This window comes from Variovorax sp. GW821-FHT10D07 (assembly GCF_059415325.1).
Map to the genome: position 1 here is coordinate 1 of NZ_JBWKMZ010000008.1, position 26,051 is coordinate 26,051.

General features: G+C 71.3%; 24 protein-coding genes. 16 read left to right on the forward strand and 8 right to left on the reverse strand.

Features of this window, described 5'->3' with window-relative positions:
* Window positions 1-211: 211 nt before the first annotated feature.
* The 4 genes from AC07PU_RS22390 to AC07PU_RS22405 are packed head-to-tail and all read right to left on the reverse strand — an operon-like array spanning window position 212 to window position 4,699.
* Window positions 212-1,861, reverse strand: coding sequence for a rhodanese-related sulfurtransferase (locus AC07PU_RS22390; protein ID WP_495320640.1), 1,650 nt, complete (start codon window positions 1,859-1,861; stop codon window positions 212-214).
* Entirely contained in the window at window positions 1,858-2,490 is a 633-nt protein-coding gene (locus AC07PU_RS22395; protein ID WP_490878035.1) for a cysteine dioxygenase family protein, read from the reverse strand. The genes AC07PU_RS22390 and AC07PU_RS22395 overlap by 4 nt, the downstream gene beginning before the upstream one ends.
* The gene (locus AC07PU_RS22400; RefSeq protein ID WP_495320644.1) at window positions 2,487-3,467 is read right to left on the reverse strand and encodes an ABC transporter substrate-binding protein; all 981 of its coding nucleotides are present in this window, start codon (window positions 3,465-3,467) and stop codon (window positions 2,487-2,489) included. The genes AC07PU_RS22395 and AC07PU_RS22400 overlap by 4 nt, the downstream gene beginning before the upstream one ends.
* Window positions 3,464-4,699 carry an acyl-CoA dehydrogenase family protein gene (locus tag AC07PU_RS22405; protein ID WP_495320646.1) on the reverse strand — a complete coding sequence of 412 codons (1,236 nt, stop codon included), beginning with the start codon at window positions 4,697-4,699 and terminating at the stop codon, window positions 3,464-3,466. The genes AC07PU_RS22400 and AC07PU_RS22405 overlap by 4 nt, the downstream gene beginning before the upstream one ends.
* Before the next feature lie 179 nt (window positions 4,700-4,878).
* Here AC07PU_RS22405 and AC07PU_RS22410 point away from each other — a divergent pair, with 179 nt between their 5' ends.
* Genes AC07PU_RS22410 through AC07PU_RS22425 form a run of 4 tightly spaced genes read left to right on the forward strand, consistent with a single transcriptional unit; the run spans window position 4,879 to window position 8,868 of the window.
* Window positions 4,879-6,003: an LLM class flavin-dependent oxidoreductase gene (locus tag AC07PU_RS22410; RefSeq protein ID WP_495320648.1), complete on the forward strand. Its 1,125-nt coding sequence runs from the start codon at window positions 4,879-4,881 to the stop codon at window positions 6,001-6,003.
* A gap of 25 nt (window positions 6,004-6,028) precedes the next feature.
* Window positions 6,029-6,850: a class II aldolase/adducin family protein gene (locus AC07PU_RS22415; RefSeq protein WP_495320650.1), complete on the forward strand. Its 822-nt coding sequence runs from the start codon at window positions 6,029-6,031 to the stop codon at window positions 6,848-6,850.
* A gap of 25 nt (window positions 6,851-6,875) precedes the next feature.
* Window positions 6,876-7,877, forward strand: coding sequence for an ABC transporter substrate-binding protein (locus tag AC07PU_RS22420; RefSeq protein WP_495320652.1), 1,002 nt, complete (start codon window positions 6,876-6,878; stop codon window positions 7,875-7,877).
* A 25-nt stretch (window positions 7,878-7,902) separates the two neighbouring features.
* On the forward strand, window positions 7,903-8,868 hold the full coding sequence (locus AC07PU_RS22425) for an ABC transporter substrate-binding protein (protein ID WP_495320654.1): 966 nt from the start codon (window positions 7,903-7,905) through the stop codon (window positions 8,866-8,868).
* 10 nt (window positions 8,869-8,878) lie between these two features.
* On the opposite strand, the gene AC07PU_RS22430 is transcribed toward AC07PU_RS22425, so the two are convergent.
* Both AC07PU_RS22430 and pdxR read right to left on the reverse strand, forming a co-directional pair.
* The gene (locus tag AC07PU_RS22430; RefSeq protein WP_495320656.1) at window positions 8,879-10,609 is read right to left on the reverse strand and encodes a carboxylesterase/lipase family protein; all 1,731 of its coding nucleotides are present in this window, start codon (window positions 10,607-10,609) and stop codon (window positions 8,879-8,881) included.
* Between the two features lie 131 nt (window positions 10,610-10,740).
* Window positions 10,741-12,234 (reverse strand): MocR-like pyridoxine biosynthesis transcription factor PdxR, encoded by a 1,494-nt coding sequence (pdxR, locus tag AC07PU_RS22435; protein ID WP_495320658.1) that lies wholly within the window; start codon window positions 12,232-12,234, stop codon window positions 10,741-10,743.
* Between the two features lie 103 nt (window positions 12,235-12,337).
* Here pdxR and AC07PU_RS22440 point away from each other — a divergent pair, with 103 nt between their 5' ends.
* Window positions 12,338-13,075: a GNAT family N-acetyltransferase gene (locus tag AC07PU_RS22440; protein ID WP_431510019.1), complete on the forward strand. Its 738-nt coding sequence runs from the start codon at window positions 12,338-12,340 to the stop codon at window positions 13,073-13,075.
* Between the two features lie 6 nt (window positions 13,076-13,081).
* Here the strand turns inward: AC07PU_RS22440 and AC07PU_RS22445 are convergent, their stop codons facing one another.
* Window positions 13,082-13,999, reverse strand: a complete 918-nt coding sequence (locus tag AC07PU_RS22445; protein WP_296783305.1) for a LysR substrate-binding domain-containing protein — start codon at window positions 13,997-13,999, stop codon at window positions 13,082-13,084.
* A 141-nt stretch (window positions 14,000-14,140) separates the two neighbouring features.
* Here AC07PU_RS22445 and AC07PU_RS22450 point away from each other — a divergent pair, with 141 nt between their 5' ends.
* The gene (locus AC07PU_RS22450; RefSeq protein WP_495320661.1) at window positions 14,141-15,703 is read left to right on the forward strand and encodes a M20/M25/M40 family metallo-hydrolase; all 1,563 of its coding nucleotides are present in this window, start codon (window positions 14,141-14,143) and stop codon (window positions 15,701-15,703) included.
* Window positions 15,704-15,716: 13 nt separating this feature from the next.
* Here the strand turns inward: AC07PU_RS22450 and AC07PU_RS22455 are convergent, their stop codons facing one another.
* Complete coding sequence (locus tag AC07PU_RS22455) at window positions 15,717-16,580, reverse strand: symmetrical bis(5'-nucleosyl)-tetraphosphatase (protein ID WP_296783300.1); 864 nt, start codon at window positions 16,578-16,580, stop codon at window positions 15,717-15,719.
* Window positions 16,581-16,603: 23 nt separating this feature from the next.
* Between AC07PU_RS22455 and AC07PU_RS22460 the strand changes: the two genes are divergently transcribed.
* From AC07PU_RS22460 to AC07PU_RS22505, 10 genes are all read left to right on the forward strand, one after another.
* Entirely contained in the window at window positions 16,604-17,920 is a 1,317-nt protein-coding gene (locus AC07PU_RS22460) for a hemolysin family protein (RefSeq protein WP_495320663.1), read from the forward strand.
* 18 nt (window positions 17,921-17,938) lie between these two features.
* Window positions 17,939-18,910, forward strand: coding sequence for a protein kinase family protein (locus AC07PU_RS22465; RefSeq protein WP_495320665.1), 972 nt, complete (start codon window positions 17,939-17,941; stop codon window positions 18,908-18,910).
* Between the two features lie 39 nt (window positions 18,911-18,949).
* Window positions 18,950-19,927 (forward strand): VWA domain-containing protein, encoded by a 978-nt coding sequence (locus AC07PU_RS22470; protein WP_495320667.1) that lies wholly within the window; start codon window positions 18,950-18,952, stop codon window positions 19,925-19,927.
* Window positions 19,928-19,943: 16 nt separating this feature from the next.
* A complete protein-coding gene (locus AC07PU_RS22475; RefSeq protein ID WP_495320669.1) occupies window positions 19,944-21,269 on the forward strand; it encodes an adenylosuccinate synthetase in 1,326 nt (441 codons plus the stop codon).
* A 112-nt stretch (window positions 21,270-21,381) separates the two neighbouring features.
* The gene (dctP, locus tag AC07PU_RS22480; protein ID WP_495320671.1) at window positions 21,382-22,383 is read left to right on the forward strand and encodes a TRAP transporter substrate-binding protein DctP; all 1,002 of its coding nucleotides are present in this window, start codon (window positions 21,382-21,384) and stop codon (window positions 22,381-22,383) included.
* Between the two features lie 127 nt (window positions 22,384-22,510).
* Window positions 22,511-23,251, forward strand: a complete 741-nt coding sequence (locus tag AC07PU_RS22485; protein WP_495321119.1) for a TerC family protein — start codon at window positions 22,511-22,513, stop codon at window positions 23,249-23,251.
* Window positions 23,252-23,327: 76 nt separating this feature from the next.
* Window positions 23,328-23,888 carry a gamma carbonic anhydrase family protein gene (locus AC07PU_RS22490; protein WP_431510027.1) on the forward strand — a complete coding sequence of 187 codons (561 nt, stop codon included), beginning with the start codon at window positions 23,328-23,330 and terminating at the stop codon, window positions 23,886-23,888.
* A 108-nt stretch (window positions 23,889-23,996) separates the two neighbouring features.
* Entirely contained in the window at window positions 23,997-24,413 is a 417-nt protein-coding gene (locus tag AC07PU_RS22495) for a sel1 repeat family protein (protein ID WP_495320674.1), read from the forward strand.
* A complete protein-coding gene (locus AC07PU_RS22500) occupies window positions 24,397-24,603 on the forward strand; it encodes a hypothetical protein (RefSeq protein ID WP_398501090.1) in 207 nt (68 codons plus the stop codon). The genes AC07PU_RS22495 and AC07PU_RS22500 overlap by 17 nt, the downstream gene beginning before the upstream one ends.
* A 57-nt stretch (window positions 24,604-24,660) precedes the next feature.
* A complete protein-coding gene (locus tag AC07PU_RS22505) occupies window positions 24,661-26,049 on the forward strand; it encodes a glycosyltransferase family protein (protein ID WP_495320676.1) in 1,389 nt (462 codons plus the stop codon).
* The last annotated feature ends 2 nt before the right edge of the window (window positions 26,050-26,051 follow it).

Genomic DNA, 26,051 nt, shown 5'->3' on the forward strand with positions numbered 1-26,051 from the left:
CTCGCAGCTGTCTGAGCGCAGCGCAGCGGAGCGAGTTCTGCGAGACCCCGCGAAACGCGAGCACCGCAGGTTGCCCGGAGCGAAGCGGAGGGTCGCAGACAGTGGGGTCGCCTTTTCTTTGCCTACTTTCTTTTGGCGAAGCAAAAGAAAGTAGGTCCGCCGCCGGGCGGAATTCCCGGCCGACAGCCTTTGCAAAAAAACAAACCCAAATTCAGGCCACGACAAACCGATGCGTCCCATCCCGCCCCAACTGCTCAACGAGTCCAAACTCCCAATCCAGATACCCCTGCATAGCCTCCACAGAAGCCGAAGTCCCTTCATAAGGCCTCCGATACCGATCAGTTCTCTCAGTAGCCAACCGGGCTTCACCAGATTCAGAAGGAAGCCCAGCAGAGAACCAGGCAGCATTCCCCCCAAGCAGCACGAGCACTTCCACATCCAGCTCCCCACGCGAATCGAGCCACTCCCGCAAATCCGAAGCCGCATACCGAGCCAACAAACTGCTCCCACAAGTCAACACATACCGCCGAGCCGAAGGAATAACCCCATCAACTGCCTCCAGGAGCTGCGCCCGAACAGCAAACCACGCCCCCGGCACATGCCGCTTCACGTAATTCGCACTGCCCGTCACATCGATCACCGCAGTCGACGAAGCATCCCCGTCGAGCAACCGAGCCAAGTCCAGCGGATCGATCTCCCCAACGGCCCGAGCCACCTCCGGATACACAGCGGCCAGAGCACCCCGTTCGCTCAACGCATCGGCAGCAGGCACAGGCTCCACCACATGAACCTCCCACCCCATCTGCGCCAGCCAGGAGCCAGACATCGAAGCCCGCACCCCATCGTTATCCGCCAGCACGATCCGCGCATGCCGCACCGGCACCTGGTGATCCGTCTCCTGCACCAGCTGCCCGCCAGGCGCTCCCGCAAAGCCGGGAAGATGACCCGCCGCGTATTCCTCGGGCGTGCGCACATCGAAGCGATAGACCGTCCGCCCCGCCTCCTCGAGCGAGTCCACGGCATCGACCGCCACCCACCGCACCCCCGCCTTCTCCGCCACGCGCCGCGCATCGGCACGCGCCTGCGAACGATGCGCGTCGCTCACCGCCTCGGGTGCACGCCGCACCGCCCCATGGTCGAGCACCTGCCCCGCGAGCTTCCACCCGATCGTGCCGTTGCGCAGCGCAGCCACTGGATTGGGAATGCCGGCATTCACCAGCGATTGCGTGCCGATGATGCTGCGCGTGCGCCCCGCGCAATTGACGATCACGCGCGTGGCCGGATCGGGCGCGAGCTCGCGCACGCGCAGCACCAGTTCGGCGCCCGGCACGCTGGTGGCGCCCGGGATGCTCATGGTCTGGTATTCGTCGAAGCGGCGCGCATCGAGCACGACCACGTTGGCGCGCTCGTCGATCAGCGCCTTCACCTCGGGGGCCGAGAGCGAGGGCGTGTGGCGCTCGTGCTCGACCAGTTCGCCGAACGACTTGCTCGGCACGTTGACGTCGCGGAACAGCTCGCCGCCGGCCGCGCGCCAGCCTTCGAGGCCGCCCTCGAGCAGATGCACCTGTGTGTAGCCTAGGCCGACGAGCCGCTGCGCGGCCAGCGGCGCGAGGTCGGTGCCGCGGTGCTCGCCGAACAGCACGATCAAGGTGTCGCGGCGCGGGATGCGGCGCCAGGCCTCGATCTCGATGCGCGACAGCGGCAGGTTCGCGGCCCACAGCGGATGGGCCTGGGCGAAGGGGTCTTCCTCGCGCACGTCGAGCAGCGCGATCTCGGCGCCGGGCGTGAGCAGGCGTTCGCGCACGGCGGCGAACGAGAGGACGGGGAAGGCGGAGGTGGCTTGGAGCGTGGCGTCGGTCATGGCGTGGTGTCGGGCGGGACCGCCCGGCGTTCGGCGGACCGGTCCCAGAGATTGGGCAGCAGCGTGTTGGTGTAGCCCGAGACGAAGGGCTTGCGCCCGCCCTCGGCCGGGTAAGTATGCCGCCGCACCGCGCCGATGTTGGCGCCATAGACATGGATGCTGATCGACACGCGGTCCGCGTGCGCGTTGTGCACGCGGTGCAGGTCGCCGACGGTGGGCGAGACGGCCTCGACGTCGCCTTCGTCGAGCCGCACCGCGTCGCCCACGGGCCGCGCCCGGCCGTCGTCGCCGAAGGCATGGGGCTGGCTGTACTCGGCGCCGCGCAGCATGCCGATCAGGCCCCACACGGTGTGGTCGTGCACCGGCGTGGCCTGGCCCGGTCCCCAGACGAAGCTCACGACCGAGAAGCGCTCGGTGCTGTCGGCATGCAGCAGGAACTGCTGGTAGCGCGCGGGGTCGGGCTGCGCGAAGGCCTCGGGCAGCCAGTCGTCGCGCGCCACCAGCCGGCGCAGCAGCGCGCCGCCCTCGGCGAGGATGGCGCGCTCGTCGGGCCGGCCGTCGAGCAGGCGGCCGAAATCGACCACGAACTCGCGCAGCGGCGCGATCGATGCGGGAACGGCGGCGCTCACGCCGCGCGCTTCCAGAGCTGGGTGTCGGAGATCGCGCGCACGTCGACGCGCACCGGCAGGATGCCGTCGCGCGCGGAGCGGTCGGCCACGGCCTGCAGCGCCACGATGTCGGCTTCGCTCACGGGCCGCGCGGCCACCGAGGCGCGCGCGGTGATGAGCCGGGCCGACTCGATCGGCAGCCGCGTGAGCTGGCCGTAGGCCTGCGCATAGGCCTCGGGATTGGCCAGCGCCCAGTCGCCCGCGCGGCCCAGCCGGTCGAGGAACTGCACGATGGCGGCGCGCTTGGCAGGGTCGGCCAGCGAGGGCTCGCTGGCGGTGATGAAGCCCAGCGCGGTGTTGATGCCGCGGCCGTCGCGCAGGATGCGCCCGCCCTGCTGCAGCGCGATCGTGTAGTAGGGATCGAAGATGGCCCAGGCGTCGATCTGGCGCGAGGCGAAGGCGGCGGCCGCGTCGGTCGGCAGCACGAACTTCACCGTGACCTCGTCGCGCCGCACGCCGGCTTCCTCGAGCGCGCCATAGAGCTGGTACTGCGAGATGCTGCCGCGCGCCGACGAGACGACCACGGTCTGGCCGCGCAGCTCGGCCACGCTGCGCAGCTTCGAATCGGGCTGCACCACGATGCCGAGCGAGTCGGCCTTGCCGACGCGCGTGGCGACGATCTTCAGCGGCGTCCTGCCGACGGCCGCGGCGAGCACCGGCAGGTCGCCGGCCATCGCGGTGTCGACCGCCGCGCTGCGCTGCGCCTCGAACAGCGGCGCGGCGCCCTGGAAGTTGGCCCAGCGGTAGGCGAAGGGCGCGCCCTCGAGCGCCTTCGAGGCCTCGAACAGCGAGCGCAGGCCGCCGGCCTGGTCGCCGAGCACCAGCGAGGTCTGCGGCTGGGCCCAGCCGCGCAACGAGGCCGTGGCCGCGATGGAGAGCGCCGCGCCCTGCTGGAGCCAGCGGCGGCGCGATGCCCTGGAAAACAGCAGGTCGGTCATGCGGCGGCTCCCGTCGACAGCAGCGCGCGCTTGCCCGCGCCGACCAGGATCGCATCGTTCTGCGGCGTGTGGATGCGGCTGCACAGCACGTCGCGGTAATGGCGCTCGAGCGGGTTCTGGCGCGCGAGGCCATGGTTGCCCGTGAGCTGCAGCGCGAGCTCGACGGCGCGCACCGCGTTGCCGGTGACGCTGTGCTTGAGCAGCCCGCTGTCGACCGCCGACGGCGTGCGGCCGCTGTCGACGGCTTCGCTCGCCGCGTCGAGCAGCACGCGGTTGGTGCGCAGCAGCGCCTCGATCTCGCCCACCGTCTCCTGCACGCGCGGCAGGCTCGAGAGCGGCGCGCCCAGGCTGCCGGGCGCGCGCTGGTTGAGGAAGCCCACGAGCCAGTCGCGGGCCGAACGCGCGACCGCGTCGTAGAGGCTGCCCAGCAGCACCACCATCCAGGCCTGCTGCGAGGCCTGGGCGTCGATGTCGGTCTGGCTGCCGGCATCGGGCGCCCAGTCGGCCGGCGCGCGCAGGTCCACCGCATGGTCGAGCGGGATCGCGACGTTCTCGAACACCACCTCGTGGCTGCCCGAGGCGCGCAGGCCCAGGTGGTCCCAGCTCGCGATCACGCGCACGCCCTCGGCATGGCGCGGCACCAGGAACACGCCGGTGCGCGGCGCGGGCTCGTCGGTGCGGGCCCACACGGCGAGCCAGCCCAGGCCCTCGATGCCGGTGGTGTAGAGCTTGTGGCCATCGATGCGCCAGCCATCGCCATCGCGGCGCGCCACGGTGGCGGGCAGGCCGCCGCGCGCGGGCGAGCCGAGCGCGGGCTCGACGCGCAGCGCATTGATCAGCGCGCCCTGCTCGACCGCGTCGCGCACCACGCGCTCGCGCAGATGCGGCGGCCAGCGGCTGTCGCCGCGCGCCAGCCCATGGTGCTGCAGGTAGGTCATGGTGAGGATCAGCGCCGTGGCGGGCTCGCCGCGCGCCACCGCGGCGATCACCTGCCGCGCCGTATCCAGCGTGGCGCCCCCGCCACCGAAGGCGCTCGGTGCGACCAGCCCGATCAGGCCATGCGATTGCAGCGCCTCGAAGTTCTGCGCGGGAAAGGCGCCGCTGCGGTCGTGGTCGGCGGCGGTGCTCGCGAAGCGCGCCGTGAGGCTGGCCAGCAGCGCGGCGTCGGGCAGGCCGGAGGAATCGCGGGAATTCGGGCCGGCCGCGGGCCGGCGCAGGGGGATGGCGCTCATGGTCCCGGCACGTTAGCGAGCCGCCGTGCGCGCGAAAACGACGCATCGCGCATATCCAAACTCGTTTTTCTGCGTTCGCATCGGCGGCGCGGCTGGTTACGTTCGCCGTTTCGCCGGTTCCCGCCAACGGGAATCCCGCATCCGCGAACCGTGGACCGCACCCACCGAGAGGACACACCATGAGCCAGAACAGCAACGACAACAGCGGCGTCGAATTCATCGGCATGATCCAGGGCCAGAAGGTCTCGGAGATCCATGCCGCCCAGGGCCCGGCGATCGACCGCGACTACGTGCGCGCCTTCGCCCAGGCGCACGAGCAGGCCGGCTTCGACCGCGTGCTGGTGCCGCACCACTCGACCGGCCCCGACGCCACGCTGACCGTGGCCTACGCGGCCTCGGTCACCGAGCGCATCCACTTCATGCTCGCGCACCGCCCGGGCTTCGTGGCGCCCACGCTGGCGGCGCGCCAGTTCGCCTCGCTCGACCAGTTCAGCGGCGGACGGCTCGCGGTGCACTACATCTCGGGCGGCTCCGACGACGAGCAGAAGCGCGACGGCGACTGGCTCGACCACGACCAGCGCTATGCGCGCACCGACGAATACCTCGATGTGCTGCACAAGGTCTGGCAGGCCGACAAGCCCTTCGACCACGAGGGCGCGCACTACCGCGCGCTCAATGCCTTCTCGGAGGTCAAGCCGCTGCAGACGCGCAACGGCCGCCCGCACGTGCCGGTGTATTTCGGCGGCGCCTCGGAAGCCGCGATCCCCGTGGCCGGCAAGTACGCCGACGTCTATGCGCTGTGGGGCGAGTCGCTCGAGCAGGCGCGCGAACTCACGACCCGCGTGCGCGCCGAGGCCGCCAAGCATGGCCGCGGCGTGCGCTTCTCGGTCTCGTTCCGCCCGATCCTGGCCGAGACCGAGGAGCAGGCCTGGGCCCGCGCCGACCACATCCTGGCCGAGACGAAGCGGCTGCGCGTGGTGCAGGGCTACAACCGCGGCGGCCCGCAGCAGAGCGAGGGCGCCAAGCGCCTGCTGGCCGCGGCCGGGCAGGGCACGCGGCTCGACAAGCGGCTGTGGACCGCGGTCGCGCAGGAGATCGGCGGGCGCTCCAACAGCACCGCGCTGGTCGGCACGCCCGAGCAGGTCGCCGATGCGCTGCTCGACTACTACGACCTCGGCGTCACCACCTTCCTGATCCGCGGCTTCGATCCGCTGGAGGACGCGGCCGACTACGGGCGCGAACTGATCCCGCGCACGCGCGAACTGGTGGCGCAGCGCGCGGCCTCGATCCGCAAGGCCGCCTGAACCGCATCACGACAAGGACATCCCCATGAGCGCCGTTCTTTCCATCGACCGCAATGCCTCGGCCCTGAAGCTCAACCCGGTGCCGACGCAGAAGTACTGGTTCGACCCGATCCCGCCGCGCACCAGCGTGCAGGCCGAGCGCCGCCACCGCCAGGAGCGCCTGGCGGGCGCCTTCCGCCTGTTCGCGCGCTTCGGCTTCGCGCAGGGCCTGGCCGGCCACATCACCGCGCGCGATCCCGAGCTGAGCGACCACTTCTGGGTCAACCCGCTGGGCATCCACTTCTCGCGCATCAAGGTCTCCGACCTGCTGCTGGTCAATGCCAGGGGCGAGACCGTGATCGGCGACCGCCCGCTCAACAAGGCGGCCTTCGCGATCCACGCGGCGATCCACGAGCACAACCCGAGGATCGTCGCGGCCGCCCACACCCACTCGACCTACGGCAAGGCCTGGTCGACCTTGGGCCGCAAGCTCGACACGCTGACGCAGGACAGTTGCGTGTTCCACGACGACGTGGCGCTGTTCGACGACTTCACCGGCATGGTGGTCGACACCAGCGAGGGCGAGCGCATCGCACAGGCGCTGGGCGACAAGAAGGGCGCGATCCTCAAGAACCACGGCATCCTGACCGCCGGCCCGACGGTGGAGGCCGCGGCCTGGTGGTACATCGCGCTCGACAACGCCTGCCACACGCAGCTGCTGGCCGAGGCCGCCGGCACGCCGCAACCGATCGACGAAGCCACGGCGCGCCACACGCACGGCCAGATCGGCGGGCCCGAGGGCGCGATCCATTCCTTCGACAGCCTCTACCAGGGGCTGGTCGAGGCCGAGCCCGAGCTGCTGGACTGACTCCTTCTTTCTCCTGGAACCGCCGATGAACGCATCCCTCTCCCGCCGCCACCTCCTGCGTGCCGGCGGCGCCGCCGCCGTGGTCGCCTCGGGCGGCCTGATCGCCTCGCAGGCCTTCTCGCAGTCGACGCGCAAGCTGACCTTCGCCTGGAACGCCGCGGCCTTCTGCCTCTCGCCGGTGGTGGTGGCGCAGGAGCGCGGCTACTTCGAGCGCAACGGCCTGCAGGTCGAGCTGATCAACTACACCGGCTCGACCGACCAGCTGCTCGAATCGCTGGCCACGGCCAAGGCCGATGCGGCGGTGGGCATGATCCACCGCTGGCTCAAACCCCTGGAGTCGGGCTTCGACGTGAAGATCGTCGGCAGCTCGCATGGCGGCTGCGTGCGCCTGGTGGGCGCCAAGGCCGCGGGCGCCACCAGCCTCGCGAGCCTCAAGGGCAAGATCATCGGCGTGTCGGACATCACGAGCCCGGGCAAGAACTTCTTCTCGATCCTGCTCGCCAAGAACGGCATCGACGCCGAGCGCGACGTGACCTGGCGCCAGTACCCGGCCGACCTGCTCGACCTCGCGGTGCAGAAGGGCGAGATCCACGCCATCGCCGACGGCGATCCGAACGTCTACCTGATCGAGAAGCGCAACAAGGGTGCGTTCGTCGAGATCGCGAGCAACCTCACGGGCGAGTACAAGGACAAGGTCTGCTGCATCGTCGGCGCGCGCGGCGAGCTGGTGCGCAAGGACAAGGCCACCGTGGCCGGGCTGGTGCGCGCCATCGCGCAGGCCTCGGACTACGTGGCCGAGAACCCGAACGAATCGGCCAAGCTGTTCGCCAAGTATTCGCCCAAGGTGCCGGTGGAGGACCTGCGCGCGCTGCTGGGCACGCTCACGCATGCGCACCATCCGCTGGGCCGCAGCCTGCGCGACGAGGTCGCGTTCTACGCGGCCGACTTCCGCAACGTGGGCGTGCTCAAGAAGAGCACCGACCCGGCGCGCTTCGCGGACCACGTGTCGTACGACCCGCTGGCCTGAGGCCATGCCGCAGATGACGAACCGCATGCCATCCGCCAGCCGCCGCCGCTTCATCGCCCAGGGCGGCGCCGCCGCGACCATCGCCGCCCTGCCCGCCTTCGCGCTGCAGGCCCGTGCCCAGGCGCGCCCCCTGCTCAAGGCCGGCGACCAGAAGGGCGGCCTGCGCGCGCTGCTCGAGGCCGCGGGCGGGCTCGAGGGCCTCTCGTACGACATCCAGTGGTCGGAATTCCCGGCCGCCGCGCCGCTGGCCGAGGCCTTGAACGCGGGCGCCGTCGATTCGGGCCCGATCGGCGATGCACCGCTGATCTTCGCGCTCGCAGCCGGCACGCGCGTGAAGGCGATCGGCGCCAACCGCTCCGACTCCTACGGCACGGCCGTGCTGGTGCGGCCCGATTCGCCGCTCAAGAGCGCGGGCGAGCTCAAGGGGAAAAGCGTGGCCACCAACCGCGGCTCCATCGGCCACTACGTGACGCTCAAGGCCATCGTCGCGGCGGGGCTGAAGCCCGAGGACATCCACCTGCGCTTCCTCGCGCCGGCCGACGCCAAGCTCGCGCTCACGCAGGGCTCGGTCGATGCCTGGGCCACCTGGGAGCCCTACACCGCGCTGGCCGAGACCAGCGGCCATGCGCGCGTGCTCGCCAGCGGCCGCGGCCTGCTGCCGGGCCTGAGCTACCTCGCGGCCACCGACGCGGCGATCGCCGCCAAGCGGCCGGTGCTGCAGGACTTCCTGCAGCGCGTGGTGCGCGCGCAGCAATGGTCCTATCGCAACGTCGATGCCTTTTCCGCCACGCTCGCGCGCATCATCGGCATCCCGCCCGAGGCCGCCAGGCTGCAGTTCGAGCGGCGCCAGCAGAAGTGGGTGCCGATCGATGCGCAGGTGGTCGCCGACCAGCAGGGGACGGCGGACTTCTACCGGCAGGTGGGGCTGATCAAGCAGGCGCTCGACGTGAAGACCACCTTCGACACCGGCTTCGGCATCGCGGCCGGCTGAGGTCCTTCGCTCACTCCAGCACGATCCGCTTCTCGCTGGCCGTCGCGTCGAACAGCAGGCGCCGCGGCGTGCCCGCGGGCGTCCAGCGCACCCACTCGACGCCCAGGCCGGCGTGGTTGGGATTGCCGGTCTTCATGAAGGCGCCCACGCTGCCCATCATCGCGGCCGACAGCGCCTCGCGGCCCGGCCGGTTGGCATCGGTGTAGTTCATCGAGAACATGCCCTTGCCGAAGTTGCCGAACATGAACGGGATGTCGGTGGAATGGCCGGCGCCGTACAGCGTGTTCCACGGCTCGGGGCCCTGCGACCAGTCGAAGCGATAGGCATAGACCTCGGGCTGGTGCGCCTGGAACAAGGTGAGCGCCGAGGTGATGCTGGCCGCGAAGCTCGCGGCCGTGACCGCCTTGCCGGCCGCGTTGTAGGCATCGACCGTGACACCGGGCTTGAGCACGCTCGCGAGCGTGGCCGAGCCTGGCGCGGTGGGGCGGTTCGGGTCGAAGTCGTACATCATCAGGAAGCGCGTGGCGTCGTCGACCTGGTAGTAGGACTGCAGGAACATCTTGCCCTCGTCGCGCGTGGTGCCCGCGAGCAGCGGCACCTTGCGGTACTCGCCCGCCTCGACCGCGGTGCGCGCGACGGCGGGCAGCACGGTGCCGTCGCCGATGTTGTCGGCCTGGCCCGAGGACAGCAGCGCGAGCTGCGCGGCCGGTGCATTGCGCAGCAGGCTCGCGACCTGCGCCTCGCTCATGCCCGCGATGGTGGCGTCCACAGTGGCCTCGGTGGCCGCGCCGGTCATCACCAGCAGCTTGCGCACCACGCCCTTGGCATAGGTGTCGGCCTGCGCGGTGCTCGAGATCTTCACGCCCATGCTCATCGGCACGGCCTTCTGGAACCAGTCCTTGCCCTTGCTCAGCGGTGTCAGGATCATCGCGTAGGTGTTCCAGGCGCCGGCCGACTGGCCCATCAGCGTGACGTTGCGCGGATCGCCGCCGAAGGCCGCGACATTGGCATGCACGAACTCGAGCGCCTTGGCCAGGTCGAGCGTGCCGTAGTTGCCCGAGTCGGTGAGCGCGTCGCCGCTCCTGAGCGCCGGATGGCGGAACCAGCCGAACACGCCGAGCCGGTAGTTGACGGTGACGACGACGGCGTTGTTGCTGCGCGCGAAGTTGACGCCGTCGTAGGTCGGGTTGTGGGTGTAGCCCACGGTGTTGGCACCGCCGTGCACCCACACCACCACGGGCAGGTTCTTCTCCTGCGTGGCGGGCCGCCAGACGTTGAGCGTGAGGCAGTCCTCGGCGCCGACGAGCTGGCCGAACGAGGTGCCGATCTCGCGCGTGAAGCCGTCGTCGGCCAGCGGCGGCGCATAGAAGCTGCCGGCCTGCGCGCACGAGCGGCCGAAGTCCTTGGCGCTGCGCACGCCGCTCCAGGCGTTCGGCGAGACCGGCGGTTTCCAGCGCCGCTCGCCGACCGGCGGCTGCGCGTAGGGAATGCCGAGCCAGGCGTAGGCCGCGCCATCCGCCTGCGCGGCGCCCTCGACCTCGCCGTAGGTGGTGGCGACCTGGAGCGGGTGGGCCGCGGGCGGCGGCGCGGCGGGCGGCGGCGGCGGTGCCACCGACACCGGCGGGAAGGCGACGACCGCGCCGCCGTCCCCGCCGCCGCAAGCAGCGAGGGCAGCCACCGCCGCCACCGCGCCCGCGATCCCGAACCGCCGCAGCGGGAATGTCTTCTTCTTCATGCTCATGCGCTCTGTCTCCGTCGTCGTTGTGGGTGCGGCGAGGCTATCGAGGCAGGGCGGGCGCGCCTTGTACCGAGTTGCTATCGCCGCGGGCGCGAACGCCCCACCTTGACGCCTGCGCGACAGGCGCGAGGGCCTCAGCGGCCGACCGCGCGCGCCAGCTGCGCCAGCCGCTTCGCCATCGGCTCGAACAGCTCGGCCGAGGTGTTGCCGTAGCCCAGCACCAGCCCGTTGCAGTCCGGCCCGGGCCGGATCGCGGCGGCCGACAGCGGCATCGGCGCCATGCGGTGGCGCCGCGCCTCGGCGGCGATGCGGCGGTCGTCGAAGCGCGCGGGCAGGCGCAGGGTGAGATGCATGCCGCAGTGGCCGCCGTCGATGGTGTGCGGTAGCCTGAACTGGCGCTCGAGCGCGGCGCGCAGGGCCTGCTGGCGCTCGCGGTACAGGCGCCGCATGCGGCCCAGGTGGCGGCTGAACTGGCCGCTCTCGATGAAGTCGGCCAGCGCGAGCTGCTCGTGGCGATGGCCGCCGCGCAGCATCTCTTCGAGCGGCGCGCGCACTGTGGCCAGCAGGTCCTCGGGCAGCACCAGGAAGCCCAGCCGCAGCGAGGGGAACATGGTCTTGCTGAAGGTGCCCACGTAGAGCACCGGCGCCTGCGGCACCAGCCCCTGCATGGCGGCGATGGGATCGCCGGTGTGGCGGAACTCGCTGTCGTAGTCGTCCTCGATGATCCAGGCGCCGTGGGCGCGCGCCTGCGCGATCAGCGCGAGCCGCCGCGCGATGCCGAGCACCACGCCCGAAGGGTACTGGTGCGAGGGCGTGGCATAGACCAGCCGCGGCGTTTGCAGCCGCCAGTCCTCCTCGCTCGCGCGCAGGCCGCCGGCATCGACCGGCATCGGCACGATGCGCAGGTCGCCCGCGTGCATCGCGGACTTGGCGCCGCGGTAGCCGGGGTCCTCGACCCAGGCGGTGTCGCCCGGGTCGGTGAGCAGGCGCACGCACAGCGCGATGGCTTCCTGCGCGCCTTCCGCGATCACCACCTGCTCGGCCGTGCAGCGCACGCCGCGCGCCAGGCCCAGGTGCTGCGCGATGGCGGCGCGCAGCGCGGGCTCGCCGAAGGGATTGCCATAGCCGAGCGCGGCATGGCCGGCACCGCGCAGCGCGCGGTCGAGCGCGCCGCGCCAGGCCGCGATCGGGAAGTGCGACAGCGCGGGCACGCCGGGGCGCAGCGCGAGTTCGGGCTCGGCACGGCTCCCCATGGGATGGATGCGCGCGAGCCGCCCCGCGGTGGCCGGCACGGCCGGCGTGCGCGGGCCGCGCCGCGGCGGCGCGGGCGCGGCCAGCTCCATCACGCGCGTGCCCTGGCGGTCGGGCCGCAGATAGCCCTCGGCCGCGAGATGCTCGTAGGTGGCCGTGACGGTGTTGCGCGACACCGCGAGCGCCTCGGCCAGCGCGCGCGAACCGGGCAGCCGCGTGCCGGGCGCGAGGCGGCCGTCGAGGATGGCGCGCTTCAGGCGCTCGTGGAGCTGGCGCTGCATCGAGCCGGCCTCGCGCTCGCGCACGAGCGGTGCCTCGAGCAGCGCACGGCGCACGGGGTCGGACAGGGCGGCGGAGGGGTCGGCGGCATCGGTCATCGGGCGTTTCTCGTGGCACCATGAAATTCGCATGGCGTGGCGCTTTTCGTGGCGCCACGACGGGCGTACTGTAGCGCCTGTCGTCATCGAAAGAGAGTCCCCCATGCCCGCCTCCCACCCCCCGCTCACGCCACGCACCAACCAGTTCGGCCAGACCATCGGCGCCGCCCTGCCCGGCTGGTCGCCGCGCCCGAAGCCGCCGCGCACGCCGATCGAAGGCCGCCTGTGCCGGCTCGAACCCTTGTCGGCCGAGCGCCACGCAGCCGACCTGCATGCCGCCCATGCGCTGGCACCCGACGGCCGCGACTGGACCTACCTCGCGGTGGAGCGCGCGCCCGACGCCGCGAGCGCGCGCGCCTACGTCGAGCTGATCGCGCAGAGCCTGGACCCGATGCACTTCGCGGTGATCGACAAGGCCACGGGCCGCGCCGTGGGCAGCCTCGCGCTGATGCGCATCGAGCCCAACCATGGCGTGATGGAGGTCGGCCACGTCACCTTCTCGCCGCTGCTCAAGCGCACGCCGCTGTCGACCGAGGCCCAGTACCTGCTGATGCAGCTGGCCTTCGACGAGCTCGGCTACCGGCGCTACGAATGGAAGTGCGACAACTTCAACGCGCCCTCGAAGAAGGCGGCGCAGCGCCTGGGCTTCCAGTTCGAGGGCGTGTTCCGCCAGCCGCTGGTCTACAAGGGCCGCACGCGCGACACGGCCTGGTTCTCGGTCATCGACAGCGAATGGCCGGCGCTGCGCGCGGGCTTCGAGCAGTGGCTCTCGCCCGCCAACTTCGATGCCGACGGCAAGCAGCGGCAGTCGCTGGAACAGCTGCGCGCGGCCGCGGCCTGAAGCGCGTCAGGCGGCGGCAGGCGCAGGGAGTTGCTCGCCGAGGAAGGCCAGGAAGGTCTTCACCACCTCGGGCAGGGTGCGGCCCGCCAGGGTCTGCAGCTCGACCGCGCGGCCGCGCATGCCGCGCTCGCGGATCTCCGCCGCGTGCAGCTCGCCGCGCCGCACGCGGTCGCGCACCGTGATCTCGCCCGCGATCGTGAGGCCGCCGCCGTGCAGCACGAAGCTGGCCAGCGACTCGAAGCGGTTGCTGGTCAGCACCGGCTCGAACACCAATCCGCGCTGGCTGCAGCCCACGTCGAACAGCTGGCGCACGGTGTTGTCGGCGCCCGAGAGCGCGATCGGGTACGGATGCATTTGCGCCAGGGTCACGGTGCGCAGCTTCGCGAGCGGATGGTCGGGCCGCATCACGGCGAACACCGAGGCCGGCTGGCGCCGCTCGACGCGGATGCCGTCGACCGCGGCGCGGCTGTAGGTCAGGCCGATGTCGGCCTCGCCGAGCAGCACCGCCTCCGTCACCTCGGCCGGCCGCGCGGCGCGCAGCTGGAACTGGATGCCCGGGTGTTCGGCGCGAAAGTCCGCGATGGCGCGCGGCAGGAACTCGTTGGCGAAACCCGAGGAACAGGCGAGGCGCACCCGCCCGCGCTTCAGGCCCTGCAGCCCGCGGATGTCGGACACCACGCGCTCGGCCTCGAGCGCGCCATGCAGCGCATGCGCTGCCAGCAGCTCGCCCGCGGGACTGGCGACCATGCCGCGCGGATGGCGCTCGAACAGCGGCACGCCGAGCAGGTCCTCGAGCATCGCCACCTGGCGGCTGATGGCCGAGGGGCTGACGCTGAGCCGCTCGGCCGCCACCGTGAGCGAGCCGCTGCGGGCCACCTCGAGGAAGTAGCGCAGGGCCGTGTCCTGCAGGCGGTGGGCGGTCATGGCGGGCTTTCGCTTTGAGGAAAACGCAAAGATATCGCCAAAAAACGGCAATTGTTCAAAAGCGGGCGGCTGCCTAAGCTGCACGGTGGCCGACCCGGCCAGCCCCTTCCTCCTTCCCTCCCCCCACCGAACGATCAGCGCATGCACCTCCCGCTCCTCCACCGCCCCGCGCCCCGCCCACGGACCCTGCTCGCCCTGCTGGCCGCCGCCCTGGTCGCCGGCACCGGCCTCGCCCAGGCGGCCGACCTGCCGCAGGCCGAGGCCGAACGCCACGCGCAGGCCAGCTACCGCGAGTACTTCGAGCTGCTCTCGCTGCCCAACGACGCGATCGTTCCGGAGGACATCCGCAAGAACGTGGACTGGCTTGCCAAAGCCTTCGAGAAGCGCGGCTTCTCAACGCGCCAGCTCGACAACGACGGCAAGCCGATGCTGTACGCCGAGCTGCCTGGGCGCGACCCGGCGCGCAAGACCGTGCTGTTCTACATGCACCTCGACGGCCAGCCGGTGATCCCCGCGCAGTGGGCGCAGAAGAGCCCGTGGACGCCGGTGCTCAAGCGCCGCGCGGCCGACGGCGGCTGGGAGGAGATCGATGCCGCGCCGCTGTTCGATGGCCCGGTCGATCCCGAGTGGCGCGTGTTCGGCCGTGCCTCGGCCGACGACAAGGGCCCGATCATGATGATGCTGGCCGCGATCGATGCGCTGAAGGCGGCCGGCGGCACGCCCGCGGTCAACGTCAAGGTGATCCTCGACAGCGAGGAGGAGAAGGGCTCGCCCTCGATCGCCAAGGTGATGCAGGCGCACCGCGAACTGCTGGCCTGCGACGCCATCGTGATCCACGACGGCCCGATGCACGCCACCAACCGGCCCACCCTGGTGTTCGGCAACCGCGGCGCGGCCGAGGCCCGGCTCACGGTCTACGGCGCCAAGGTGCCGCTGCACAGCGGCCACTACGGCAACTACGCGCCCAATCCGGCGCAGCGGCTCGCGAGCCTCTTGGCCTCGATGAAGAACGAGCAGGGCCGCGTGACCGTGGCCGGCTACTACGACCGGGTGCGCATCAGCGCGGCCGACCGCCAGGTGATGGCGGCGGTGCCCGACGACGAGACCGCGCTGCGCCGCCGCCTGGGTATCGCGCGCACCGACAAGGTGGGCGCCAACTACCAGGAGGCGATGCAGTACCCCTCGCTCAACGTGCGCGGCATGGCCTCGGCAGCGGTCGGCGACAAGGTCGCGAACATCGTGCCCGACCGCGCGGTGGCCGAGCTCGACCTGCGCACCACGCCCGATTCCGACGCCGCCTACCTGGGCGCGCTGATCGAGAAGCACATCCTCAGGCAGGGCTACCACCTTGTGAAGGGCGCGCCCAGCGACGAGGACCGCGCGCGCTACGACAAGCTCGCGACCTTCAGCTACCAGAGCGAAGGCGCCGACGCGGCCGGCGCGCCGATCGATTCGGCGATCGGGCGCTGGGCCTACAAGTCGCTGACCGACAGCTTCGGCGCCACGCCGGCGCCGGTGCGCATCCGCATGATGGGCGGCACGGTGCCGACCGCGGAGATCGTCAAGGTGCTGCAGGTGCCGTTCGCGATCGTCCCGCTGGTGAATGCCGACAACAACCAGCACGCGGCCAACGAGAACCTGCGGCTGGGCAACTACGTGAGCGGCGTGCGCACCATCTACAGCCTGATGACGCACCCGTTCTGAACGAAGGGCGGGCTCAGCCTCCCTTGCCGGGCTTCTGCGCCTGCTCGCACTTCACCTGGATGCGCTCGCGCTCGTCGAGCGTGGCGCCGATGCGCACCGCGCTGAGGCAGCCGCCCCAGACGCAGCCGGTGTCGGTCGACAGCAGGTCGGGCCGCGACACCCAGCCCAGCGTGGACCAGTGGCCGAAGGCGACCGTGGCTTCGGCCGTGCGCCGGCCCGGCACGTCGAACCAGGGCATGTAGCCCGCGGGCGCGTCGGCCGCGCCGTCGGTGGTCTCGAACTCCATCGTGCCGTCGGCGGTGCACAGCCGCAGCCGCGTGAGCGCATTGACGATCACGCGCAGCCGATCGCTGCCTTCGAGCGTGTCGCTCCAGCGATCGGGCTGGTTGCCGTACATGGTGGCGAGGAAGGCGCCGAGGTTGGGGCCGCGCAGCACCGCCTCGAGCTCGCCCGCATGGGCGCGCACGTCGGCCACGCTCCATTGCGGCAACACGCCCGCATGCACCATCAGCAGGTCGCGCGCGGCCTCGCCCGAACCGATGCGCCGGTGCAGCGCCATGTGCTGGTGGCGCAGCCAGTCGAGCATCGCCTCGCGGTCGGGCGCGGCCAGCAGCTCGGCCACCGTGTCCTTGCGGCCGGACTTGCGCACGCCGTGCGCCACGCCCAGCAGATGCAGGTCGTGGTTGCCCAGCACGCTGAGCGCCGCGCCGCCCAGGCGCTGCGCGCGCCGCAGCACCTGGGCCGATTCGGGACCGCGGTTGACCAGGTCGCCGAGCAGCACCACGGTGTCGCGGCTGGGGGAAAAAGCGAGCTCGTCGAGGAGCCGGCCGAGGGCGCTGTCGCAGCCCTGGATGTCGCCAATCAAGTAAAGTGCCATCTCCTCATTCTCTCCCCCCGTACATGGATGTCTTCCTGCTGGCCTTGCTGACCACGCTCAACGCGTTGTTCGCAATGTCCGAAATGGCCCTTTCCACCAGCCGCCGCGCCCGCCTCGCGGCATTGGTCGAAACCGGGGATACGGGCGCCGCCGCGGCGCTCAAGCTGATGGAGTCGCCGACCCAGTTCCTCTCGACGGTGCAGATCGGCATCACCTCGATCGGCATGCTGAGCGGCATCGTGGGCGAGGCCGCCTTCGCGGCGCCGCTGGCAGTATGGATGGAGAACGCGGGCATGGGCGCGGGCACCGCCAGCGTGGTGTCGACCGCGGTGGTCGTCACCTGCATCACCTTCTTCACGATCATCTTCGGCGAGCTGGTGCCCAAGCGCATCGGCCAGCTCTACCCCGAGCCGGTGGCGCGCTGGGTCTCGCGCCCGATGCACGGCCTGGCCAAGGCCGCCAAGCCCTTCGTCTGGCTGCTCGCGGGCGCCACCGCCACCATGCTGAAGCTGCTGCGCATCGACGCCAACGCGGCCCGCTCGGTGACCGAGGAAGAGATCTCGGCCAGCCTCGAGGAAGGCGTGGACGCCGGCGTGATCGAGCAGCACGAGCACCAGATGGTGCGCAACGTGTTCCATCTCGACGACCGTCGCCTGTCCTCGCTGATGATCCCGCGCGCCGACATCGAATGGCTCGAGGCCTCGTTCAGCGTGGCCGAGGCGCTGCAGAAGGTGGCGGCCGCGGGCGCGCTCAACCTGGTGCATTCCTGGTATCCGGTGTGCCGCAACTCGCTCGACGACGTGGTCGGCGTGATCAGCGTGGCGCACCTGCTGCGCCTGGGCCCGGCCCACGTGGGCACGCTGGGCCAGGAAGCCACGGCCGCGGTGTTCGTGCCCGAGACGCTGACCGGCATGGAGCTGCTCGAGCAGTTCCGCGCGCGCGCCGGCCGGCTGGTGTTCGTGGTCGACGAGTACGGCGTGGTGCAGGGCCTGATGACCCCGCGCGACCTGCTCGAGGCCATCACCGGCGAACTGCAGCCCGGCATGCAGACCGACGCCTGGGCCCACGAGCAGCCCGACGGCACCTGGGAGCTCGACGGCCTGATGCCGGTGTCGGAGCTGCGCGCCCGCCTGGGCATCCGCGAGCTGCCCGACGAGGAGCGCGGCCGCTACAACACGGTGGCCGGCCTGCTGATGTCGGTGTCGGGCCACCTGCCGTCGGTGGGCGAACACATCGATTGCGCCGGCTGGTGCTTCGAGGTGACCGCGCTCGAGGGCCGGCGCATCGACCGCGTGCGCGCCTCGCGCGATCCCTCGCTGCCGAACGGCAGCGACGACTGAGGCCGCGAGGGCGCGCCGATGCTGTCGCTGCTCGCGCTCAGTTGTCCCCAGTGCTCGGCGCCACTGCCGCGCGCCGCGCGCTGGCGCACCGTCAATTGCAGCTACTGCGGCGCGACCATCTCGCGCGGCGAGGAAACGGTCGAGCGCGCGAGCTTCCGCGCCGCGTTGCAACGCGCCAATGCACAGGGTGCCGACGGTGCGCGCGTGCTGCGCTGGCGCGGCGCGCGCTACCGCGTGCTGGCGCCACTGGCCACCGGCGAGCACGCAGAGGTGCTGCTGGCCGAACGGCTCGGCGCCCTGCCCGAGCGCGTGACCTTCAAGCTCGCGCGCGACAGCAACGGCGCCGAGGCGCTGGCGCGCGAGCATGCCGCGCTGCAGGCCCTGCAGTCGCTCTCCATGCCGGGCGCCGCCTATTTCACGCGCCGGCTGCCGCAGCCCGTGGGCCTGGGCACGACCGGTGCCGACGACGGATCGGAAGACGGCCGCCAGGCGCTGGTGCTGCGCCATCCGACCGGCTACTGGGGCAGCCTGCTCGACGTGCAGCGCGCCAATCCGCAGGGCATCGACGCGCCCCATGCGGTCTGGCTCTGGCGCCGCATGCTCGAGGTGCTGGCCTTCGTGCACGACGCGGGCTGGACGCATGGCGATCTCTCGCCCGCCCATGCGCTGGTGCATCCGCGCGACCATGGCGTGCTGCTGATCGGCTGGTCGCGCGCGCGGCACGACGTGGCACGCGCCGCGGACGATCTCGCGCAGAGCGCCTGGGCGGTGCGTGCCGTGCTGCATGGCCACGAGGGACTCGGCGAACCGGGCACCGGCGCCGCCACGCCCGCGCCGCTGGCCGCGCTGCTGCGCCGCTGCAGCGAGGACCCCGGCGAATGCCGCCGCCTCGGCGCGCGCGGCATCGAGCAGGCGCTGTCGGCGGCCTCGCGCGAGGCCTTCGGCGCGCCACGGTTCATTGCTTTCGATCCCGCGCCGCACGGCGGCTGACGCCTTTTTCTTCTTCTCTCTTCACGACGGGGAACATCCATGGGTTACGGAAACTATTCGCACGCCGCCCACGCGGCCCTGGTCGCGGACCGCGCCGCCAAGTCGGGCGCCGAGGTCTTCACCCAGACCGCCACCCATCCGCTGATGGACCCGCGCGGCCTCAAGGTGCGCGAGGCGCGCGACAACGCCGACCATCCGAATTCGCTGGGCATCGTGTTCGCGCTCGACGTCACGGGCTCCATGGGCGACATCCCGCAGACGCTGGCGCGCCGCGAGCTGCCGACCTTCATGAAGCTGCTGACCGACTGCGGCGTGGCCGATCCGCAGCTGATGTTCATGGCGATCGGCGACGCCACCTCCGACCGCGCGCCGCTGCAGGTGGGCCAGTTCGAATCGACCGCCAACCTGATGGACCAGTGGCTCACCTGGAGCTACCTCGAGGGCGGCGGCGGCGGCACCGGCGAGGAGAGCTACGAGCTGGCCTTCTACGTGATCGCGCAGCACACCGACATGGACTGCTGGGTCAAGCGCAAGAAGCGCGGCTACCTGTTCGTGACCGGCGACGAGCTGCCCTACCCCGCCGTCTCGCGCCACCAGATCGAGGGCCTGATCGGCGAGAAGCTCGACGAGGACATCCCGATCGAGGAGGCCATCGCGGCCGCGGCCGAGACCTGCCACCTGTTCTTCCTGATTCCCGACGCGCAGCGCCGCCGCCGCTGCGAGCCGCGCTGGCGCGAGCTGCTCGGCGACCACGTGATCTGCATGGACTCGCCCGACGACGCCTGCGCGGTGGCCGCGGGCATCGTCGCGCTGACCGAGAAGGCCGTGCCCAGCCTCGACGAGCTCGGCCGCGTGATGGCCGCGACCGGCAGCGTCGACAAGGCGCGCATCAACGGCGTGCTGCATGCGCTCGACGGCTATGCGGCGCTGCTCGATCCGAACAAGCCGCGCCATGCGCCGCCGAGCGCCGCCGCGTCGGCGCCGCGTTCGTCGTGGTGGAAGCGCCTGTTCGGCTGACCCCGCCGCGCGCGTCGTGAGCACCAGCGCCACGCGCTATCTCTCGCTGCTGGGCCTGGGCTTCGGCGACTGCGGCAAGGGCCTCTACACCGACCACTTCTGCGCCGCGCTGCGCGCCCACACCGTGGTGCGCTTCAACGGCGGCGCGCAGGCCGGCCACAACGTGGTGCGGGCCGACGGGCGCCATCACACCTTCTCGCAGTTCGGCGCCGGCAGCTTCCAGCCCGGCGTCGCCACGCTGCTCGCGAGCGCGGTGGTGGCGCATCCCACGGCGCTCCTGGTTGAGGCCGCCGTGCTGCGCGACAAGGGCGTGCCCGATGCGCTCGCGCGCCTGCGCATCGATGCGCGCTGCCGCGTGACCACGCCCTTCCACCAGGCCGCGGGCCGGCTGCGCGAATGGGCGCGCGGCGACGCGGCCCATGGCAGCTGCGGCGTGGGCGTGGGCGAGACCGTGCGCCAGGCACTGGCCGCGCCCGGCCTCGCGCTGCGCTATGGCGACCTGCTGCGGCCAGCGCTCGCGTTCGAGAAGCTCGAGGCGGCGCGCCTCGCGTTGCTGCGTGAGTTCGAATCGCGACCCGATCCGGATTGGCAGCGCGAACAGGCGCTGCTGGCCGATGCCAGCCTGTCGCAGCGCTGGCTCGCGGCCATCGAACCCTGCCTGCGCGCCGCACCGCCCGCGGGCGTCGATGCCATCGCCGAGCAACTGGCGCGGCCCGGTGCCGTGGTGTTCGAGGGCGCGCAGGGCGTGCTGCTCGACGAATGGCGCGGCTTCCATCCGCACACGAGCTGGAGCACGGTCTCGACTGCCGCGGTCGAGGCGGTGCTGCGCGACGCCGGGCTGGGCACGCCGCCCGTGCGACACCTGGGCGTGCTGCGCAGCTACCTCACGCGCCATGGCGCCGGGCCGCTGCCCACGCACGACCCAGCGCTCGCCACGCGGCTGCCCGAGCCGCACAACGCCGACGCCGGTTGGCAGGGCGCCTTCCGCCGCGGGCATCCCGATGCCGTGCTGCTGCGCTATGCGATCGCCGCGGCCGGACCGCTCGACGGCCTGGTCGCGAGCCATCTCGATGCGATCGGGCATGCGGACCTGCGCTGGTGCGAGGGCTACCGCGATACGGATGGGGAGACCGTCGCGCAGCTGGCCCTGGGGCCCGAGGCGGACCTCGACCATCAGCAGCGCCTGACGCGCCTGCTCGAACGCGTGCGGCCGATCTACTCGGAGGCCGGCATCGCGAACACGCGTGACTGGCTCGAACGCGTGGAGGCCGCCAGTGGCCTGCGTGTGCAATGGGGCTCCCACGGCCCCACGCGCCAGAACGTCGCGGACTACGCGAGGTAGCCCCTCGGCCACGGCGGCGCGCGCACGAGGCCGGACAAATCCCTATCGCGCCCGCGCGCGCGATGCCTACCATGCGGCACCGGGCCGATGCCCCGCACCGCTGGGAGACACCATGACGATTTCGACGCCGCGGCAGCGCGCCCGTGGCTGGCTGTTGGCACTCGCTTGCGCCGCGCTCGGCGCGGGCGTGGCGCCCGCCCACGCGCAGGTGCTGCAGCTCAAGTGGGGCCATGTCTACGAGGCCTCGAGCATCTTCCACCAGCAGGCCGAGCTCGCGGCGCGCAAGATCGCCGAGCAGTCCGAGGGAAAGATCAGGATCGAGGTGGTGCCCGCCTCGAAGCTCGGGCAAGAGGGCGACTACCCGCTGATGCTGGCCAACGACTCGGTGCAGATCGCCTACGTCACGGCCGCCACGCTGGCCGAGGGCTATGCGCCGCTGCGCCTGGGCAGCTATCCCTTCGCCTTCAAGGACCTCGACCACGTGCGCAAGTACCTCGCGAGCCCGCTGCTGGGCCAGCTCATGAAGGGCTACGACGAACGCAGCGGCAACCACCTGGTCGCTTCGGTCTACTACGGCGCGCGCCAGGTCACCTCGAACCGGCCGCTCGCGCGGCCCGAGGACTTCCGCGACCTGCGGCTGCACGTGCCCGATGCCTCGGCCTACCAGCTGTTCGCCACCGCGCTCGATGCCAAGCCCGTGACCCTGCCCTACGTCGGTCTCTATGACGCGCTGAAGAAGAACGAGGTCGAGGCGCAGGAATATCCGCTGAGCACGGTGAAGGCCAAGAAGCTCTACGAGGTGCAGAAGTACGTGCAGCTCACGGCCCATGTCTACGACACGCTGGGCATCGTGATCGGCAAGGCCGCCTGGGCCAAGCTCTCGGCACCGCAGCAGGCCATGGTCGAGAAGGTGCTGATCGACGGCGCGAAGTGGACCAATGTGGGCGTGATCGCCGGCGAACTGGAAGACGAGCAGTTCCTGCGCGGCAAGGGCATGACCGTGTCGCAGGTCAACCGGCAGCCCTTCCTCGAGCGCATCGCGCGGCGTTCCACGCCCGAGCAGCTCGGCGCGCGGCCCGGCGACTGGGCGAAGCTGCAGGCGCTCGCCAACTGATCCTTCGTTTCCTGTTGGCGAACCGGCCGCGCTGCTGCACACTGGCGAGCGGCATGCGCCCTGACCGCATTGCCGGGAGCACACCGTGGAATTCCTCCTGGACCCGAATGTCTGGATCGCCTTCGCGATGCTGACCGCCCTCGAGATCGTCCTGGGCATCGACAACATCATCTTCATCTCGATCCTGGTCGGCCGGCTGCCGCCCGAGCAGCGCGACAAGGCGCGCCGGCTCGGGCTGGGCTTCGCGATGATCTCGCGGCTGCTGCTCCTGCTCTCGCTGAGCTGGGTGATGGGCCTCACGGCCGACCTGTTCCACGTCTTCGGCCAGGGCATAAGCGGGCGCGACATCGTGCTGCTGCTGGGCGGCCTGTTCCTGCTCTACAAGGCCTCGCACGAGATCTTCCTCGAGGTCGAGGCCGGCGAGGCGCACGGCCCCGATGCCGACGAGGACGGCGGCGCGCGCAAGGCCGCGTTCTGGAGCGTGATCGGCCAGATCGGCATCATCGACATCGTGTTCTCGCTCGACTCGGTCATCACCGCCGTCGGCATGGTCGACCAGATCGCCGTGATGATGGCCGCGGTGATCGCCTCGGTCGGCGTGATGCTGGTGGCCGCCAAGCCGATCGGCGACTTCGTCGACAAGCACCCCTCGGTCAAGGTGCTGGCGCTGGCCTTCCTCGTGATGGTGGGCATGGTGCTCACGGCCGAGGCCTTCGACAAGCACGTGCCCAAGGGCTACATCTACGCGGCGATGGCCTTCTCGCTCGCGGTCGAGGCGCTGAACATCCGCGCGCGCGGCAAGCGCACCGCGGCGCGGGCGCTGAAGGCGCAGGCCATGGCGAACGCGAAGGCGGGTGAGGCGCCCTGAGCGCCGGCCGCCACTAACGCATCCCTGTGGCATTATCGGGTCGACCCCAGTTCATCGACCAGCGACGAGACTCCCCATGATCCGCAAGAACCCGCGCGGCGACCTGCCGCAGATCCACCCGAGCGCCTTCGTCGACCCGACCGCGATCCTCTGCGGCCTGGTCGTGGTGGAGGAGAACGTGTTCATCGGTCCCTATGCCGTGATCCGCGCCGACGAGACCGACGCGAACGGCCACATCGATCCGATCGTCATCGGCGCGCACTCGAACATCCAGGACGGCGTGGTGATCCATTCCAAGTCGGGCGCGCCGGTCACGATCGGCGAGCGCACCTCGATCGCGCACCGCGCCATCGTCCACGGCCCGTGCCGGGTGGGCCGCGGCGTGTTCATCGGCTTCAACAGCGTGCTGTTCAACTGCGTCGTCGGCGACGGCAGCGTGGTGCGCTACAACGCGGTGGTCGACGGCTGCGAGCTGCCGCCGAACTTCTACGTGCGCTCCACCGAGCGCATCGGGCCCGAGACCGCCCTGGACGGACGACCGACCGTCTCGGTGGATGCGAGCGAGTTCTCGGAAGACGTGGTGCGCACCAACAACGCGCTGGTGCAGGGCTACAAGAACATCCAGAACGAGTTCTAGGCTAGGGCCCTCAGCCTGCGCCATAGGCCGGCTGCGGAAATTCCAGTTCGACGCGCCGGCACGCGCGCGGGAAGATCGTGGCCACCGAACGCCACGAAGGAGCCCGCGATGCACCTCTCCCCGCCATTCCACCACCGCGCCCTGCGCGCGATGCTCCTCGCGGTCGCGTTCGCCGCGGCCGGCGGCGCCTCGGCGCGCGACACGGCCGTGGCGGTCACGCCCGAGCAGCGCTTCCAGCTCGCGCTCGAGGCCCAGTCCGCGCGCGACTACCGTTCGATGATGTCGCTGCTGCGCGAGGCCGGCGCGTCGGGCCATCGCGAGGCGCAGGAGATGCTCGGCGTGGTGCTGCTGGCCGGGCCGCTGCTGTACGGCAACGGCGTGCCCGCCGATCGCTGCGAGGCCCGCCACTGGGCGCGCGAGGCGGCGCGCCAGGGCAGCGAGGTCGGCCAGCACCAGCTGCACCTGCTCAACCGCGCGCGCAACGCGCCCATGGGCAGGGAGGCCTGCGATGCGCAGCGTTCCTGAGTTCGCGCGCGGGCTGCTCGCGCGGCACGGCGCGCTGGGCCTGCTGCAGGCCTGGCGCATGCTGCTCGCGGCGGTCGCGGTGGCGGCCTTCGCGGCATCGGTCGATGCGGGCAGCGACGAGGCACCGGCCGCGACCTGCACGACCGGCGACTGCGTTCGGGCCGCGGCCTGCGAGCCTCCGTCGCGCTAGCGATCCGCGTCGAGGCACGGGGACGACAATGGGGCACGCCCCACTCGCCGCCCCCGCATGCCCTCCCCCACCACGATCCTCTCCGTCTTCGCCCACCGGCCGATCGACGGCCTGCTCGAGAACCACGCGGCCTATGCGGCGCGCTGGGGCTACGCGCACGAGGCCAGGGACAGCCTGCACGTGTTCGGCGACCGGCAGGCCGAGCTCTACAAGTACCACGCGATCTACGGCGCCTTGCTCGCGCTGGCCGATGGCGGGCTGCTGCTGGTGCTCGACGAGTTCTCGGTGGTCTACGGCCGGCAGAAGCTCGAGGACGTGGCACAGGGCCATGACTTCGTGGTCGTGTCGCAGGAGCCCGGCGCCAGCCTGCCCACATCGAGCGGGATGATCCTGCGCAACACCGCCGAGGTCCGCGAGCGGCTGCGGCTGCTGGTGTTCCATCTGTCGGTGAGCGTGGCCGGCGACCCGGACACGCTGGGCAAGTCCGCCGGCGAACACCTGGGCGAGGCCTTTGCCGTGCATCCGCTCGAGAACCGCCTGGCCAACGGCTTCTACAGCAGCATCCAGGCCGTCTGGGACGGCGGCGGCCGCGTCGCCATCGACCAGTTGCCGAAGGTGGTGCCGCTGGTCGCGCATGCGGCGCCGCGCTGGGAACGCCAGCATGGCGTGTGGCTGCCGACCTATGGCTACGACTTCCGCTACGTCAGCGTGCTGCTCGAGCAGGCGCGCGCCTTCGAGGAGGAACGGCCGCTCGACCTGCCGGCGCAATGGGAGCAAGCCGCGCAGGAGGCACGGGGAGGCGAGCTGCACCTGAACCCGCAGGCGACGATCGCCTTCGTCTCGTTCTACGACGCCAAGGTGGCGGGCTACGGCCGCATCCACGAAGACAACCTCGCACGCTACTGCCAGCGCCATGGCTATGCCCACCACCTCTACCGCGAGCTGCCGGCCTTCGTGCCGGCGGGCGTGCAGGCCAACTGGGCCAAGATGCATCTGGTGCGCGAGCATCTGGCGCAGCACGAGCAGCTGTTCTGGATCGACGCCGACATCCTCGCGATCAACCAGCGCCTGGGCGTGGAAGAGGTGCTCGGCGCGCGCGACTTCGTGATCGGCATGGACCACAGCGCCTGGCCCGCGAACTCGGGGCTGATGGGCTTTCGGCCCGGGCCGCGCATGCGGCAGTTCGTCGACCATGTCTGCGCGGCGATCGAGGCCGTGCCCGACAAGTCGAACGTCTACGCGGGCGGTGGCGACCAGGCCAGCGTGCTCGCGGGCATGCGCCGGTTCGGGTTGGAGAACGCCGAGCACGTGGTCGACGCGATCTCGCTCGCGCCGGCGCCGATCTACGCGACCCGCGACAGCCGCTTCGTGCACTTTCCGTCGCAGATCAATGCCTACCGGGCCGAGGCGATGCGGGCCTGGGACCGGTGGAGCCACGAACAGTGAAA

Coding starts and splice junctions, on each gene's coding strand:
- AC07PU_RS22450 (WP_495320661.1), top strand. CDS start 14,141: ATGCACCTCCCGCTCCTCCACCGCCCCGCGCCCCGCCCACGGACCCTG.
- AC07PU_RS22440 (WP_431510019.1), top strand. CDS start 12,338: ATGCCCGCCTCCCACCCCCCGCTCACGCCACGCACCAACCAGTTCGGC.
- AC07PU_RS22390 (WP_495320640.1), bottom strand. CDS start 1,861: ATGACCGACGCCACGCTCCAAGCCACCTCCGCCTTCCCCGTCCTCTCG.
- AC07PU_RS22405 (WP_495320646.1), bottom strand. CDS start 4,699: ATGAGCGCCATCCCCCTGCGCCGGCCCGCGGCCGGCCCGAATTCCCGC.
- AC07PU_RS22430 (WP_495320656.1), bottom strand. CDS start 10,609: ATGAGCATGAAGAAGAAGACATTCCCGCTGCGGCGGTTCGGGATCGCG.
- AC07PU_RS22485 (WP_495321119.1), top strand. CDS start 22,511: ATGCTGACCGCCCTCGAGATCGTCCTGGGCATCGACAACATCATCTTC.
- AC07PU_RS22490 (WP_431510027.1), top strand. CDS start 23,328: ATGATCCGCAAGAACCCGCGCGGCGACCTGCCGCAGATCCACCCGAGC.
- AC07PU_RS22415 (WP_495320650.1), top strand. CDS start 6,029: ATGAGCGCCGTTCTTTCCATCGACCGCAATGCCTCGGCCCTGAAGCTC.
- AC07PU_RS22500 (WP_398501090.1), top strand. CDS start 24,397: ATGCGCAGCGTTCCTGAGTTCGCGCGCGGGCTGCTCGCGCGGCACGGC.
- AC07PU_RS22465 (WP_495320665.1), top strand. CDS start 17,939: ATGCTGTCGCTGCTCGCGCTCAGTTGTCCCCAGTGCTCGGCGCCACTG.
- AC07PU_RS22420 (WP_495320652.1), top strand. CDS start 6,876: ATGAACGCATCCCTCTCCCGCCGCCACCTCCTGCGTGCCGGCGGCGCC.
- AC07PU_RS22460 (WP_495320663.1), top strand. CDS start 16,604: ATGGATGTCTTCCTGCTGGCCTTGCTGACCACGCTCAACGCGTTGTTC.
- pdxR (WP_495320658.1), bottom strand. CDS start 12,234: ATGACCGATGCCGCCGACCCCTCCGCCGCCCTGTCCGACCCCGTGCGC.
- dctP (WP_495320671.1), top strand. CDS start 21,382: ATGACGATTTCGACGCCGCGGCAGCGCGCCCGTGGCTGGCTGTTGGCA.
- AC07PU_RS22505 (WP_495320676.1), top strand. CDS start 24,661: ATGCCCTCCCCCACCACGATCCTCTCCGTCTTCGCCCACCGGCCGATC.
- AC07PU_RS22400 (WP_495320644.1), bottom strand. CDS start 3,467: ATGACCGACCTGCTGTTTTCCAGGGCATCGCGCCGCCGCTGGCTCCAG.
- AC07PU_RS22425 (WP_495320654.1), top strand. CDS start 7,903: ATGCCATCCGCCAGCCGCCGCCGCTTCATCGCCCAGGGCGGCGCCGCC.
- AC07PU_RS22470 (WP_495320667.1), top strand. CDS start 18,950: ATGGGTTACGGAAACTATTCGCACGCCGCCCACGCGGCCCTGGTCGCG.
- AC07PU_RS22410 (WP_495320648.1), top strand. CDS start 4,879: ATGAGCCAGAACAGCAACGACAACAGCGGCGTCGAATTCATCGGCATG.
- AC07PU_RS22445 (WP_296783305.1), bottom strand. CDS start 13,999: ATGACCGCCCACCGCCTGCAGGACACGGCCCTGCGCTACTTCCTCGAG.
- AC07PU_RS22495 (WP_495320674.1), top strand. CDS start 23,997: ATGCACCTCTCCCCGCCATTCCACCACCGCGCCCTGCGCGCGATGCTC.
- AC07PU_RS22455 (WP_296783300.1), bottom strand. CDS start 16,580: ATGGCACTTTACTTGATTGGCGACATCCAGGGCTGCGACAGCGCCCTC.